The 14,264-nt window shown below is 56.8% G+C and carries 16 protein-coding genes and 1 other RNA gene; 2 read left to right on the top strand and 15 right to left on the bottom strand.

Features of this window, described 5'->3' with window-relative positions; all coding sequences use genetic code 11:
* Positions 1-3: 3 nt before the first annotated feature.
* On the bottom strand, positions 4-354 hold the full coding sequence (locus tag BKD70_RS01635) for a DUF6124 family protein (RefSeq protein WP_047277584.1): 351 nt from the start codon (positions 352-354) through the stop codon (positions 4-6).
* 533 nt (positions 355-887) lie between these two features.
* Here BKD70_RS01635 and BKD70_RS01630 point away from each other — a divergent pair.
* Entirely contained in the window at positions 888-1,178 is a 291-nt protein-coding gene (locus BKD70_RS01630; protein WP_047277586.1) for a hypothetical protein, read from the top strand.
* 72 nt (positions 1,179-1,250) lie between these two features.
* Positions 1,251-1,642, top strand: a transfer-messenger RNA (tmRNA) gene (ssrA, locus tag BKD70_RS01625).
* 501 nt (positions 1,643-2,143) lie between these two features.
* On the opposite strand, the gene rfbC is transcribed toward ssrA, so the two are convergent.
* From rfbC to BKD70_RS01555, 14 genes are all read right to left on the bottom strand, one after another.
* Positions 2,144-2,686, bottom strand: coding sequence for a dTDP-4-dehydrorhamnose 3,5-epimerase (rfbC, locus tag BKD70_RS01620; RefSeq protein WP_047277588.1), 543 nt, complete (start codon positions 2,684-2,686; stop codon positions 2,144-2,146).
* A complete protein-coding gene (gene rfbA, locus BKD70_RS01615) occupies positions 2,686-3,570 on the bottom strand; it encodes a glucose-1-phosphate thymidylyltransferase RfbA (protein ID WP_047277589.1) in 885 nt (294 codons plus the stop codon). Before rfbA ends, rfbC begins: the two co-directional genes overlap by 1 nt.
* A 478-nt stretch (positions 3,571-4,048) precedes the next feature.
* Positions 4,049-4,564 (bottom strand): Hcp family type VI secretion system effector, encoded by a 516-nt coding sequence (locus tag BKD70_RS01610; protein WP_047277591.1) that lies wholly within the window; start codon positions 4,562-4,564, stop codon positions 4,049-4,051.
* 419 nt (positions 4,565-4,983) lie between these two features.
* The gene (locus BKD70_RS01605) at positions 4,984-5,562 is read right to left on the bottom strand and encodes a TerD family protein (protein ID WP_047277593.1); all 579 of its coding nucleotides are present in this window, start codon (positions 5,560-5,562) and stop codon (positions 4,984-4,986) included.
* 39 nt (positions 5,563-5,601) lie between these two features.
* Complete coding sequence (locus BKD70_RS01600) at positions 5,602-6,177, bottom strand: TerD family protein (protein WP_047277595.1); 576 nt, start codon at positions 6,175-6,177, stop codon at positions 5,602-5,604.
* 27 nt (positions 6,178-6,204) lie between these two features.
* Entirely contained in the window at positions 6,205-7,251 is a 1,047-nt protein-coding gene (locus tag BKD70_RS01595) for a TerC/Alx family metal homeostasis membrane protein (protein ID WP_047277597.1), read from the bottom strand.
* Between the two features lie 7 nt (positions 7,252-7,258).
* Positions 7,259-7,708: a tellurite resistance TerB family protein gene (locus BKD70_RS01590; protein ID WP_047277599.1), complete on the bottom strand. Its 450-nt coding sequence runs from the start codon at positions 7,706-7,708 to the stop codon at positions 7,259-7,261.
* A gap of 66 nt (positions 7,709-7,774) precedes the next feature.
* Positions 7,775-8,974 carry a TerD family protein gene (locus BKD70_RS01585; protein WP_047277602.1) on the bottom strand — a complete coding sequence of 400 codons (1,200 nt, stop codon included), beginning with the start codon at positions 8,972-8,974 and terminating at the stop codon, positions 7,775-7,777.
* Positions 8,971-9,561 carry a TerD family protein gene (locus BKD70_RS01580; RefSeq protein ID WP_047277603.1) on the bottom strand — a complete coding sequence of 197 codons (591 nt, stop codon included), beginning with the start codon at positions 9,559-9,561 and terminating at the stop codon, positions 8,971-8,973. The genes BKD70_RS01585 and BKD70_RS01580 overlap by 4 nt, the downstream gene beginning before the upstream one ends.
* 76 nt (positions 9,562-9,637) lie before the next feature.
* The gene (locus tag BKD70_RS01575; RefSeq protein WP_047277605.1) at positions 9,638-10,312 is read right to left on the bottom strand and encodes an HAD family hydrolase; all 675 of its coding nucleotides are present in this window, start codon (positions 10,310-10,312) and stop codon (positions 9,638-9,640) included.
* A complete protein-coding gene (locus BKD70_RS01570) occupies positions 10,309-11,268 on the bottom strand; it encodes an HpcH/HpaI aldolase/citrate lyase family protein (RefSeq protein ID WP_047277606.1) in 960 nt (319 codons plus the stop codon). The genes BKD70_RS01575 and BKD70_RS01570 overlap by 4 nt, the downstream gene beginning before the upstream one ends.
* On the bottom strand, positions 11,268-12,362 hold the full coding sequence (locus BKD70_RS01565) for a cysteine protease StiP family protein (protein WP_047277608.1): 1,095 nt from the start codon (positions 12,360-12,362) through the stop codon (positions 11,268-11,270). Before BKD70_RS01565 ends, BKD70_RS01570 begins: the two co-directional genes overlap by 1 nt.
* On the bottom strand, positions 12,355-13,113 hold the full coding sequence (locus tag BKD70_RS01560; RefSeq protein WP_047277610.1) for a hypothetical protein: 759 nt from the start codon (positions 13,111-13,113) through the stop codon (positions 12,355-12,357). Before BKD70_RS01560 ends, BKD70_RS01565 begins: the two co-directional genes overlap by 8 nt.
* Positions 13,103-14,239, bottom strand: coding sequence for a phosphoribosyltransferase domain-containing protein (locus BKD70_RS01555; RefSeq protein WP_047277612.1), 1,137 nt, complete (start codon positions 14,237-14,239; stop codon positions 13,103-13,105). Before BKD70_RS01555 ends, BKD70_RS01560 begins: the two co-directional genes overlap by 11 nt.
* Positions 14,240-14,264 lie beyond the last annotated feature (25 nt).

The following is a 14,264-nucleotide window of genomic DNA, read 5'->3' as shown; positions in this document are numbered from 1 at the left end:
TGCTCAGTGCGTCGTCAAACCGTCCAGCGATTTGTCGACATGCTCCCTGGCCAGCTCCACCAGGTGCATGACCGACAACACCAAATGGCGCGTGTGCCCGCTCAAACCATTCCCCGCCTCACTCGCCGAAGCGCCCGCGCAGCGCAACAAGTCTGACGCTTGGGCCAAAGCCGCTTCTAAATTGACACTGCTGGGGGCGGCATACGGGTGCGTGCCCGTGTGCCACGTGGGCTTAAGGTCGAGCCGGTAATAACGAAGGGCGCGTTCGGCGGCGGCCCGGTCCAGCGACTGTGAATCGCACGGGGCAGCATCTTGCAGGGGAAACAGGGGTGGATCAGGGGTGATCTTGCTCATGGGGCTCTCCAAATTTAGGGAGCTGCCAACAGTCGCTACTAAACGATTAGGGGTGGCAGCCGTACGCAGGTTAGTAGACCGGCAAACTTGGAAACCGGCGCACCCGAAGGCGCCCTGCGCACGGCCACCATAACGCGGAGGCCAAAAAAAGCGCCTCTGGAAGGTGGCGCCTTGCGCCAAGTTTGAAAGCCAGGCTACTAAACCCGACCGCTGATGAGCAGCGATGGGCCGAGACTATGCCCTGAACTGGACTGGCGCAAGCGAACGGGATTTTCTAGGAAGTTTCGACGGAATGAAAGGGATGAGGCCTACGAAACCCTCAATTTCAGCGTCTGCGGGCGCCTGCGAAGTCGCACGTGATCGCGCCCTCACACCGTCGCTCCCCGCAGGACAAAAAAATTAATCCCATGATGGCCAATTAAAAGCAGAACCCTTGAGCACGGCTATAGTCAATTGGCTTGAGCCCCATTGTTTTGGGCTTATAACCGAGCCCGGAGCCACCGGGCCTAACGTCTGCACAAGGAGTTTTCCCCATGAAACGTACCGCGCTTGCTGGCCTGTTTGTGGCTGCTGCAATGTTGGCCTCTCCGGTGTTCGCCAATGAGCCCGCAAAAGATGACCTGTGCGCCATCAACTTGCAGGAAATCGATTCTGCGATGGAGACCTCCGGGCAGACCAGCGAAAACACCAGCGACGACATCAAGACGGGCATAGAGAAAGCAAAGTCCGAACAAGCCAAGGGCGACAAAGCGGCTTGCATCGCCACCACCACACAATTGCTCAAGCGTATCCAGGACATCAACAAGGGCGACAAAAGCAATTAAGCCTTGAGATTGGCCTTCTGCGTCAGATTGGCGTAGACTCCGCAAGCTTGCTGGTTATGCACAGCAAGCATCGGGGCCGTTTAGGATTCGACGCCGGTTGCGAAACTCTAGGTGCATGCCGAGTTGGTAACAGAACTCGTAAATCCACTGTTGCAACTTTCTATAGTTGCCAATGACGAAACCTACGAGGGTCAAGCTCTCGCAGCGTAAGCTGCCTTAGCCATCCTCCTGGTACCTTCGGGTCCAGCAATCACTAGGGGATGCCTGTAAACCTGAAGTGATTGTCATATAGAACAGGATCGCCGTGCAGTACGTTGTGGACGAAGCGGCTAAAACTTACACAACTCGCCCAAAGCACCCTGCCCTTCGGGTCGCTGAGGGTTAACTTAATAGAAACGGCTAAGCATGTAGTACCGACAGCGGAGTACTGGCGGACGGGGGTTCAAATCCCCCCGGCTCCACCACTTCAACATCTAAAGACGTCCACGGACGTCTTTTTTTGTGCCTGAAATCCAGAAAAATCAAGGGCTTCGGGGCTACTGGCTTCAAGAGAGTCCATTTGAGTTCCGCTCCTTTTGGTATCCCAAGCGTGCTGGTGCCAATGTTTGGAACACCGCAACGGTGTCAGAAGTAGCTCTCATGCCTGCGTGAGCCCACCACCTGGCCAGCCGCCAGCGCAAGGCAGAGAACAAAGCCAAGCGAGCACTGTCGGGACAATCGTTAGAGAATGTGGCGATTGCCAGGTTCGATTTGAACAAATACTTTGTCACCGCAGCCTGCGCCTAAGACATCTGGCACGCGCTCACCCTGCATAGTTTTCTAAGCCTAGGTTTTCTGGTCATCGTGCGTGTGTACGGCCCGCCACAGGCGTTTTTTGATCAGACGTGGAAGCCGGGGGACTTGGTTAAACAATCGTCTCCCAGCTCGCCACCGGCGGCTGACCGCGGTTAAACCTTGGCGCGATCCTAGAAAACGTCTGCGTCCGCCAGGCACTTGCCCTGACGGTCTTTACCGGACAATGCGGGCTCGCCCTTTAGAGGCCAGTCGATGCCGATTGCAGGATCATTCCAGCTGATGCAACGCTCGTGTTCCGGCGCGTAATAGTCTGTGGTTTTGTAGAGGAACTCTGCGCTGTCGGACAGCACGACAAAACCATGGGCAAACCCTTCTGGCACCCACAACTGGTGCTTGTTTTCAGCGGATAGGTACGAGCCGACCCATTTGCCGAACGTCGGCGAGCTGCGCCGGATATCCACGGCCACGTCGAATACTTCTCCGTGAACCACACGCACCAATTTGCCCTGGGCGCGGTGAAGCTGATAGTGCAGGCCGCGCAGAACGCCTTTCACGGAGCGGGAATGGTTGTCTTGAACAAATTGCACCGAACGCCCGATGGCGTCTTCAAACTGGCGGTGGTTGAAGCTTTCAAAGAAAAACCCGCGATCATCCCCAAAGACCTTGGGTTCGAATCGCACGACGTCGGGTATGTCTAGCGGGGTGGTTTTCATCAATAGATCTTCTCTAGCAGAAGGCGTTTCAGGTAATGACCGTAATCGTTTTTGCACAGCGGCTCAGCGAGCGCTTCCAGTTGCTCGGCACTGATCCACTTTTGTCGAAACGCCACTTCTTCAGGGCAGGCGACTTTCAGGCCCTGGCGGTGTTCCAGCGTGGCAATGAAAAGACTCGCTTCGAGCAGTGACTGGTGCGTGCCGGTGTCGAGCCAGGCATAACCGCGCCCCATGATCTCAACCGACATTTCGCCCCGCTCCATGTAGATGCGATTAACATCGGTAATTTCCAGTTCACCACGGGCTGAAGGCTTGATGCTCTTGGCGATGTCCACCACTTGCTGGTCGTAGAAATACAGGCCCGTCACGGCATAGTTGGACTTGGGCTTGAGCGGTTTTTCTTCAAGGCTGATGGCTTTGCCCTGATTGTCGAATTCCACCACGCCATAGCGTTCCGGGTCTTTCACGTGGTAGGCGAACACGCTAGCGCCTGTCTCACGCTGCATGGCGCTGTGCAGCAGTTCGTTGAACTGGTGACCGTGATAGATGTTGTCGCCCAACACCAGTGCGCATGGGTCATTACCAATAAAGTCCTGACCGATGATGAACGCTTGTGCGAGGCCGTCGGGTGAGTCTTGCACGGCATACGCTATGTTCAGGCCCCAACGGCTACCATCGCCCAGCAATTGAGAGAAACGCGGAGTATCTTGTGGCGTCGAGATGATCAAAATATCGCGAATCCCGGCCAACATCAGTGTGGTGAGCGGGTAATAGATCATCGGCTTGTCATAAACCGGCAATAGCTGCTTTGAAATAGCCAATGTCGCCGGATGAAGGCGGGTGCCAGATCCGCCAGCCAAAATGATCCCTTTACGCTTAAGCATGTTTAATTCCTACACATTCGGTGAGCATCCGTCCCACACCATCTTGTCGAATGCCAAGCCTCGACGAGAGGATCCTTGCGGACATCAAGTCGCGTCCCCTTCAGCGATCCAGAGGACGACTTGGGGCACTGCGTGCCGGTAAGCCTAATACACAATGGCCGACTGCGACGTTATCGCAACCTGTAACGCTGAAAAATTCGATAAAACAATCGAGGCTGCTGAGAATCTTGCGAAACACAGAGCCATTGAGGCGCGGCAGGCAGGATACCTGCAACGTAGTGGATCGGCTTCTTTTTATGCCAATTCAACAGGTTATCGAGGGGGATTGACCGAGAAGGGGCTCAGCGCAAAAGGGAGGGATTGAGAAGACAAGTCTCAGGGTGCTGATTAAATCGCTGGTATGAAAGCATGCATCCATTTTTGAAGCAGTTATCGGCCCTCGTAAGGGCCGATAACAGGCTAGAGCGAAGCCCCAGCTTTAGACATTCGGCGAGCGCCAGTCATCCGAACCCGAAGTGCCGCACACTTCGTGCGTCCAGGTGATTTTGCGATACGTGAAATGCACGTCCTCCAGGTGCGTGAAATGAGCATTTTCCGGGTCCTGACAGTTATGCATGTACCCATTGATCTCAACGATGATCGCGTCTTCAAGCTTGGTGGTGTAGTAATGCTCCTGAGTGCCATTGGCAGACGTTCTGTACCACTGGATGACAACCTCGCTCATGCGCTCACCTGATGTCAGTGCCGCCCACAGCAATGGAGAAGCCTTGTCGAAAACCTTAGTAACGCACACAGGCTTGTGAACGCGCTGCCCGGTTGGCTGACCCGATTGAGGATCACGTGGAATGATGACCTGGTGACTGAACGCCTGGACCATGACCTGGTTTTCATGCCCTTCCTGATAGGAGTTCCCCACTGAATCTGCCGTGAAGGCTTCATTGGTGATCAACCCCTGTTTTTCACCGGTGACGGACATATACGCTGGCGTAGCCATAACTCTCTCCTTGGAATCCATAGGGTAAACCTGCGAATACTGTTTGCAGGTGCCCCTGTAATCCAAGACTTGTGCCAGAACAGCTGAACCCCTTATGCATCGGGGGTTTGAAAGCTGAGCGCAACTAAAAAATCATATAAACAGACACTTGATGCCTTCGATTGCGCAACTATTGGCTCACTCCTCTGCAATTAATGGCGCAACGGGCTGCAGGCCCTGGTTATTAAGACTCGACGAATTCGGGGCCGGTAAAAAACAGTCGGTTTGCAGTACGAAAAGTTGCGCAAATGAGGGATGTTGAAAAGGCTGCGTTTGAGCGTGCAATACGCCTACATCCGAAATCGATGACACCCTCCTCGCGACCGCATAAAAAAGGCCCTTCCCGTTTCCGGAAAGAGCCTTTTAATTAACGCAACGCTTTAGCCCAAGTTAACGCCATAACTTGAGGCCAGGGCCGCCAGGCCACCCGCATAGCCTTGGCCGATGGCCTTGAACTTCCACTCGCCATTATGGTGATACAGCTCGCCGAAATTCATCGCGGTTTCGGTCGATGCATCTTCACTCAGGTCGTAGCGCGCAATTTCTTTACCGTCCGCTTTGCTCAGAACGCGGATATACGCGTTCGAAACCTGACCAAAACTCTGCTTGCGTGCATCGGCGTCGTGAATGGTGACGGCGAACACCAGCTTCTTGGTTTCCGGTGCAAAGCCGGCCAAGTTCACGTTGACCTGTTCGTCATCGCCATCGCCCGCGCCCGAACGGTTGTCACCCTGGTGCACAACGTTGCCGTCCGGCGACGTCTTGTTGTTGTAAAACACAAAGCTGCCGTCATTCAGCACTTTGCCATTCTCACCAAGGATGAATACCGAGGCGTCGAGGTCAAACTCCGTACCATCCGTTACACGTGGATCCCAACCCAGACCTACAACCACTTCGGTCAGACCGGGGGCTTCTTTAGTCAGGGAAACGTTGCCGCCTTTACTCAGACTTACTGCCATGTTCGTGAACCCTTATAGAGAGAGTTGGTGGGGTGACGATTAAAATTTCAGACCGAAACTTTCAGCGAGAGGCTTGAGGCCACCGTTAAAACCTTGGCCTACCGCACGGAATTTCCACTCGGTGCCGTGGCGATACAGCTCACCAAAAATCACCGCTGTTTCGGTGCTGGCGTCTTCATCCAAGTCATAACGTCCCACCTCGACGTTGGTGTCCTGATTCACAATGCGGATAAACGCATTGCGCACCTGACCGAAGCTTTGACGCCGGGCTTCAGCTTCGTGGATGGTGACCGTAAAAGCGATCTTGTGGATATCAGCCGGTATTTTTGACAGGTCGACCTTGATCGCCTCGTCATCTCCGTCACCTTCGCCGGTACGGTTGTCGCCGGTGTGCTCTACCGAGCCATCAACACTTTTAAGCTGGTTGTAAAAAATGAAGTCAGAATCGGCGCGTACTTTGCCGTCAGCCTTGAGCAGGAAGGCGCTGGCATCCAGGTCAAACTCCGTACCATCCGTAGAACGGGCATCCCAACCCAGTCCAACGAGGACTTTGGTCATCCCAGGGGCTTCCTTGGTCAACGACAGGTTGCCGCCTTTAGTGAGGGAAAGTGCCATGAGTGATTCTCCTTAATAAATATGCGATCAAGCGTTCGTGTCGTTTTTGACGTCAGATTGCTCTTCATCTTTACCGGGAAAGATGACGCTGGCCACGATACCTATGGCCAATACCACCAATACAACGATCAAGCTGGTGTTCGGATCGATGCTGATGCCATGGCCAAACAGGTGATCGGTGGCGTTCAGGGCCAGCTTGCCGGCAATAAAGAACAACAGCGCGATAACCGATTTTTCCAGGTGAACGAGGTAGCGCTTCAGGGCTTCGAGTACGAAGTACATGGTCCGCAGGCCCAGAATCGCAAACATCATGGCCGAGTACACGATCAACGGTTCGCGGCTCACGGCGATCACTGCCGGTACGGAGTCGAAGGCGAACAAGATGTCCGACACCTCAACCACCACAACACACAAAAACAACGGTGTTGCGAACAAAGCACCCTTGCCCACCAGGGTCATTCCCTTGTTCTGCGGCTTCGTGATCTCTTTTTCAAGCTCTGTGCGTGAAACAAAGAAATTATGCCCGTGCAGCTTCGGCCAAACCGGGAAGAGTTTTTTCGCAAACCGGTAAGCAATGTGCTGGGAATAATCCTCGTCTTCGTCGTCTTCGCTCCCACGCAGCATCATGATCGCCGTCCAGGCCACGACCACGGCGAACAGCACTTCGACCCATGGGCCGAACGCCAGCAAGCCCGTACCGATAGCCACGAAGATGAGACGGAAAACGATGGCCCCGATGATCCCCCAGTACAAAACACGGTGGCGCAGCGCGTCCGGTATTTTGAACCAGGCAAAAATCGCCATGAACACAAAGAGGTTGTCGACGCTGAGCACTTTTTCGAGCGCGTAACCGGTCACGAACAGGCTGGCCACGCTCGGGCCGTGGGCGTAGTACAAGTAACCCGCAAACGCGAGGGAGATCAGCACCCAAAAGATCGACCAGACGGCCGCATTGGTCAGCGTGACCGGTTTATCGCTTTTGTGCGTGAACAGGTCGATTGCCAGAGCAATGACCGCCAAAGCCACAAATACCGCGATGGTCGTTGGCGGAAAGCCAATTGCCGTGTTTTCCATGATGTCCTCAGAGATCAAAATCGCCAGGGTTCAGCCCCAGCTCATTGCAGATGGTGCGGCAAGCAGCCCGCTCACTTTCATCGAAGTTGCCGTCAGCACTGCCGATGGCGCAGCACACGCGCACCAGCAGACGCGCGGCATCTTCTTTTTTACGTAATTGACCGATCGACTTCAGTGCTTCGGCACGGCCGATCTGTTGATCGAATTCGAATTTTTCGCACACGGCGTTGAAGGACTTGATGACGTCTTTCACGTCAAATGCCTTCAGCTCATTCGAGTTCTGGATAAAGCCGACCATCTTTTGCTTTTCACTGCTGCTGATGTCGCCATCGGAAGCGGCCACCAGCGCGCACCCGGAAACCACGGCTTCCATGAATTCACGGTTCTTGAACTTGCTGACTTCTGCCGAGAGTTTGTCGCGGGCAGCCGTCGCGTTGGTTTTCAGCCATTCGAGCATGGGAGTTACCTTGTCAGAAATTGAGGGAGCGCCGCCTGCACCGGCAGGCGGCCATTCACAGAACGCTCATTTGGATCCGGCAGCCCAGCGCATGCCCCAGCCAAAGGCTTTGTCCATGTCTGAATGCCCTTTGAAAAATTCCACCTTGCGGTTGACCCGCACGCTACCACCCACGTTTTCGAGCAAAGCGATGGCGCACATGCCTTTGCTGCCACCCTCTTCACTCAAACGCACCTCAATCGGGGCTTCGCCGGGGATATACAAGGTGATGACGCCATCCGTCGCCTGCCAGTTAGGTGCGCCTTCGTAAATGAATGCGTACACCAGCACGCGGCGGATCTGGCGCCATTCCTTACCGTTGATGCGCAGCCATTCGCCATCACTGACCGAACCTGTGCGGTCATCGCCCATCAGTTGGATAAACGGTGCGTCACGGAAATCGCCAAAGGCATTGCCCAAGGCCTGTACCGCGCCTTTGCTGCCGTTTTCCATTTCATAGAGACAACCGACGTCAAGGTCGATACCGCCCGACTTGCCGCGCAACGAGGCAAAGAAACCGCCGCCGCCACTGTTTTGAGAGCTGCGGTTCCAGTTCAGGTTGATTTTGATCTCGCCGAAGTCGCCGTCTTTCTTTTCAAGGCTGATCGACGGGCGCTGTTTGTCGAGGGTGATTTTCGACAAGTTCACTTTCGACGCAGGGGCCGGGGCTGCAGGGGCGGTAACGGGCGCAGGTGCGGGGGTCGGAGCGGCTGACGGAGCAGGCGCCGCGATGTCCACCCCGAAGTGCTGAGCCAGAGGGGCAAGCCCGCCCGCAAAGCCCTGTGCCACGCAACGGAACTTCCACGCGCCCTGGCGACGATAAAACTCACCCAGGATCAAGGCGGTTTCTTGCATGCCCTGGGTCGGGATCGGAGCTTCGATGCCGCCACTGACCGACACGTTCAAAACCGGGAACGCCGCGAATTTGGCCTTGTTCTCGTAAATGGTGGCCGTCAGGGCGACCTTCTCGACGGCCTGATCGATCGCCTCCAGGTTCAAACTGAAGACCGTGCGCCCCGCCGCTGATTCGACCAGTTTGACCGCGCCGTTGTTGACGCTTTGCTGGCCGAAGAAACACATGTCGTTGTCGCCACGCACCTTGCCAGTATCGGTGAGCAAGAACGCCGACACGTCCAGGTCAGCGCCCGCAACCGGGGTGTAGGTGATGGTGACGGTTTGCACGCCCGCGGAAACGGAGGTGTTGGCACCCGGCGTCAATGTGCTCATGCGCGCACCGCCCGAGCGGCATCGTTAACCAGATCCTGTGCAGTACGGCCATTGGCCACGGTGCCGAGGGTGGTGAAGTCCCAACCTGCAGAGGTGCGGCTCAGGTTCGCCATGACCAGGCCGGTGTGACGGCCTTTTTCCGATAAAACAAAACGCGCCAGTTCTTTGCCGCTGACTTCATCGACGATACGGCAGTAAGCGTTCTCGACCGCTTCAAAGTTCTGCCCGGTGAACGAGTTCACGGTAAACACCAGGTGCTTGACGTTGGCGGGTAATTTCTCAAGGTTGACCTGAATCGACTCGTCGTCGCCGTCCCCCTCGCCAGTGCGGTTGTCGCCCGAGTGGACGATGGAGCCATCCTTGGACTTGAGTTCGCGAAACCACACCAGGTCCAGCGATTGCTTGTCGCTGTCGAGCACGATGCACGACGCATCCAGGTCGATGGCGCTGTCACTGTTCAGTAGCTTGGCAAAAAAACCGCTGGGTTTGACCGGGTCCCAGCCCAGGCCCATGCGGATTTTCTTGAGACCGGTTCCGGCTTCTTTTTCGAGGGAAATGGTTTGGTTCTTGGACAGCGAAATGGCCATGAAGCGTCTCCTTGTCTGCATCGATGCACAACGTGCTGTTTAACCTAATCTAACGCCTGTATATGACGAGCAGTGCTTACAGTTCTTCACGCAAGCACACGTCAAGCGGCCGCTTGCGGCGCCACAGCGCATGAAATTCACGCCAGTGGGGCTCTTGAGCGGCGCCGAGCATTTGTTCATCGCCCCGGGTGTCACCCCAGGCGCGCAATGTGTATTGGTCCAAAGGCCCGTATTGCGCCTCCAGACGGATGACTTTTTGTTCACACCGGCAGTTAGTGCCGCTGATTTCACCGGTCAGCACGCCGTTTACCGCCTCCAGTTGAGTGCCGATCAAGCCGATACCCAGTTTTTTGGCGAACGGTTTGAGTACCAATTCAGGCGATGCCGAGCAAATGGTCACGAGCGCCTGCTGCTCTCGTTGATGGGCGACAGATGTTAAGCCCAAAGGCCGCATTAACCGCTGCCACGAAACGTCACAAAATGCTTCAGCACGCTCTTCAACCCACGCGACTTTGGCACCTGTCAGATAGACCGTGATGAGCTTTTCCTTCAGGTCGTTGCGGGAAATCTGCCCCAGCAAGTAGCTGAGCGTCGCTGGAATCATCCGGAACAGACGCATGGCAAACAGCCGATTGCCGAACGCAAAGCGTAAAAACGGTACAAAACTGTCGTGATAGGTCAGCGTGCCGTCGAAGTCGAACGCCGACAGCACCTGTTTATTTGTAACCGGTTTATTTAAAACGTTGTTCAACCTACCCATTCAGCCAATCTCAGGCTGCCTCCAAAAGTGTCGGAAGGGTTACCGCACTCTGTGCGAACCCCTTGCCAATGAGCGCGTTCGATAACGGTTTGCGCCCATTTGTAATGTGTTGCCGGCTCGCACATGGCGTCGTTGAACTTGAACACCGCGGGCGCCGACTCACTCAGTATTTGGCGTGCGCTGTTCAAATCTTCAAGGGTGACTTGCAACGCCTTGTGGATAACCGTGATTTGCGACGGGTGTATCGCGGTTTTACCCACAAGCCCGTGCGCCATGTCCAATGCCAGCTCCTGCTCCAGCAGATGCGGTGTATTGAGCTGTTCAAACACCGGCGCCGTCAGCGCAAAACCCGCCGCGCCCATCACCCCGCACAACATCGGTATCACGTAACTCATGGGCGTACTGTAAAGCGTCAGGGCCGGGCTGCGCCGCAAGCCCAGGCAGCCCATCAGGTCATTGCCGCCAATGCGCAGGGCGATGATACGTCCCGGCAACTGTTCCAGCATGGCGTCACGCAGTTCCACCATGGCCCCCGGATCGAACACCTCCGGGGTTTCAAGCGTCGGCATCAGCATCAGTTCGTGACGGGTAACGGCCTGTTGCCATTGGCGAATGTTGCTCAGGCGCAATTTGGGCACCACAAAACCATCGACGTGACGCATCAACGACCACTCGTTGAGCACCGCCGCCATTTCCGCATCCCGGGGGCGAACAAACAGAATCGGGCCGCCGGACGGTCGTCCGCCCCGGGCTTCTATCCCCAATAACAGATGCTTGAGATTGGACAGCGCCTGCTGCACGTCGGTCTCGGCGACAGCGTCTTCCAGGCACACCACCAATGAGCGCAACCCTTGAATCTTCTCGCCAAACACCACATCCAGAATGTCCGCACGGGTGGCGGGCATATACAGCGTGGCGCCCAAGGCATAAGCGGAATGTCTGATCATCAACGAACACTCCTGATCACGGTCACGGCCCGATAAGGCCCCAGCTCATCGCCCGCCTCTTCGACGTCAATATTGGCCTGACGGGTCAGGTGCATCAGCAATTGCACATCCTGATCGTCGCGGCTGCGGACCAGCACGTGGTCCGGCACGCGGCGCATCACCGCACGCGTGGCTTCGGCAATGCCCGGTTTGACGCGATTGGGGTTGGTCACCCCGAACCGCGTCGAGATACGTTCGACCGCAGCCACGGCTGAGTGTTGCAACGCATGTGCCTGCTCGCAGGTCCACGGCAGCGCCGGTGCCTGTGGCGCCAATAGCGCGCGCTCGCGTTCGATGCTGTGGATAAATGCCTGCGTCACGTCGTGCTCGGCCAAATGCCCATACACCACACACCCGTGCAGGCCCGGATCAGTTGGCCAGATGGAGCGCGAAACCAGCCCCGACACGGTGGCCCCCAGGATGCCCGAGGGAATCAACCAGTCTTCGGCCGATGCCGACAACCACGCCCGACCACATGGGTCGGCCAATACCACGAGACGCGGCTCGGACGGGAAACGCGCATCCCCCGCCAGGCTGTCGCGAATCTGACCGCTGATCGCCCCTTTACCGGTCCAGCCGTCCACGAACACGATGTTCTCGGCGCCGTGGGTCTTGATGATAGCTTCAAGTGCCACGCTGTCGATGCCACGGTCACGAATGATGCTGATGCCGTAGTGCCGCGCGTCGCGCCCCATTTCAACCAGCGCCCGACGCAGCAGTACGCCCAACGGCAACCCGGCGCGCACAAACGACACCAGCGCAATCGAGGAACCCTGATACCGCTCATTCAGGGCCAGGGCCAATGCCTGAACATCGGCGGCCATGCGTGCGCCATTTTGCGCCAGCGCTTGCAGGTAAAGGCTTTTGTGAGTGTCAGACGGCGGGTGTTCCTGACTGATCATTTCCGAATAGTGGCGCTGTTGGGTCTGAATCAGACGCTCTTTTTCCTCTACGTCGGTGACGTCGATGTCCATCGCCCGCAACAGGAAATGCACGTCATCCGGGGCATAGCTGCCACTGCCTACCGTGGTTAAACCGTCAAACGCGTCACGCATGGTCAACACTCGCCATCACATGGCTGGCCAGTTGCCCACGACGGGGCGTGCCCCACCAGTTGCATTCGGCCATAAACCCCAGGTCCGACACACTGTCGCCAAACCCCAGCATCGGCCGCTTGCCATTGACCGCCTGATCGCGACGAATCCATTCGCGCACGGCTTCGCGCTTTTGCAGCGCCAGCGGCAGAAACGCCAGATTGTTGCCATTGCCATGCACATACAAACCGTCCAGCAAACCCCGCGCCTTGACCTCGGCCAGCACGGTCAGCAGCGCGTCGTCGGTTTCGTTGTTGTGTTTGGTGACGACGTAATGGGCCAGCCCCTGTTCCTCCACCACCCAGCCGCGCAGCGAAAAACCCAGTTCGGCGCCAATGGCCAGGGTGTGCTCGCTCAGTTGGTGCAAACGGGTTTGTTCCTGCGCCAGCAAGTCGCCCATGCGTGCATGCCAGGCGGCGTCCAGCGACCCATCGGCGGCAAGGATCACGCCTCCGTGGGCGCACACCGCGCCATGGGCAAACGGCAACTGCACCCGCTGATAGGCTTCGATGCTGCGCGCCGTCACCGGCACCACATCAGAGGTGGCCAACAGCCACTCAACAAAGCTCTTTTGGGTGGCGTTCATGAAGCCGTTAGGCTGCCCGTCAACATCGAGCGTGGCGGTAAAACGGGGTTCATCGCCCATTTTGCGGGCGGTCTGGAACAGGGTGTCGTCGAGATCGACGAACACCAGCGGACGATTAGTTGTCATCAACGATCACCTGCGCATTCAACGCGCTGACCAGCGCCGGGTCGACGGCCGCGGCCGGCGTTTCGCTGCAAATCAGCACCCGGTCGAACTGGCCGGGGGCGACGTTATACAAAAAGTTAGGAATGCCCAGCCCGTAGTTATCGGAAAAACACAGCGCATGGTCAATGGCATGGCCCAGGGCAATCGGCGAACGGCTGGTGGAACTGAAATGCACATCAGCCCCCGCCTTTTCCAGGCGCTCGGCCAGCAAGAAGGGACGCCACACAAACTCGCTGGTGCCCACGACCAAAATGCGCTCGCCGGGTGTGACGTGCAGGTCGGGCGCCAGCGTATCGCGGTGTTCGCTCACCCCCATGCGGCCCCAGTCGCGACGCGGGTCCAGCGTCCAGTCACCTTGGGCAACACAGCCCACTTCAGGCATGTCCGGCAAATCAGCGGTGGGATCTTCGTGGAACGTGTAGCGACCGTCGAGCAACGAGACACTGGTCACTTGATCGCCCATCGCGTGACGCACGGCGTCTTGCGACCAGTCTGTCAGGGTGGCGGTCACCAGACGCTCAATGCGCGTAAGCCCGGCATCCACCAAGGCTTTGGACAGGTTGATAAAGGTATTGCCAGTGGAGGCTTCGTCATCCACCAGCACCAGCGAGCGCGCCGCCATCATCCGCTCACGGGTGACCGCATCAGCGGGCAGATGCAGCAAATGCGAACTGGCGTGGCTGTGCTCCTCCTCAAAGCGGGCAAACAATTGACTGCCGGTCGGGTGACGGGTGCTGACCAGGTACACGGTGTCATCACGGGTCTGGCTCAAGGCTCTGTGCACACCGGCGCCAAGGCCGACGGCGGTTTCAGCCATACCGATCACCAACACTGGGCCGGGCAAGTCCGCAGGAATTTTTGCCGCAAGGGCGTTGAAACTGTCAGCCATCAACGAAGGACGCGCCGGTATATGGCGACCGAGCACACGGGAAACAAACAAAAAAGCGCGCTTGGGATTACGACGTTCAGCGAAACTGAAAAGTGCCTCCGGGTCAAAGGTCGATGCATTGACCTCAACCTGGAGACGACCACGCTTAAGGTTTGCGTGCAAAACCTTGGAGCCGGTCAGGGGGTTACCGCTATTCATTAAAATTGATTACCTGGAAATACAA

It is taken from the genome of Pseudomonas sp. BS-2016, from assembly GCF_001806145.1.
GTDB classification, from domain to species: domain Bacteria; phylum Pseudomonadota; class Gammaproteobacteria; order Pseudomonadales; family Pseudomonadaceae; genus Aquipseudomonas; species Aquipseudomonas lundensis.
The sequence above is the reverse complement of the archived record's forward strand: the minus strand, read 5'-3'. Positions and strand labels throughout refer to the sequence as shown.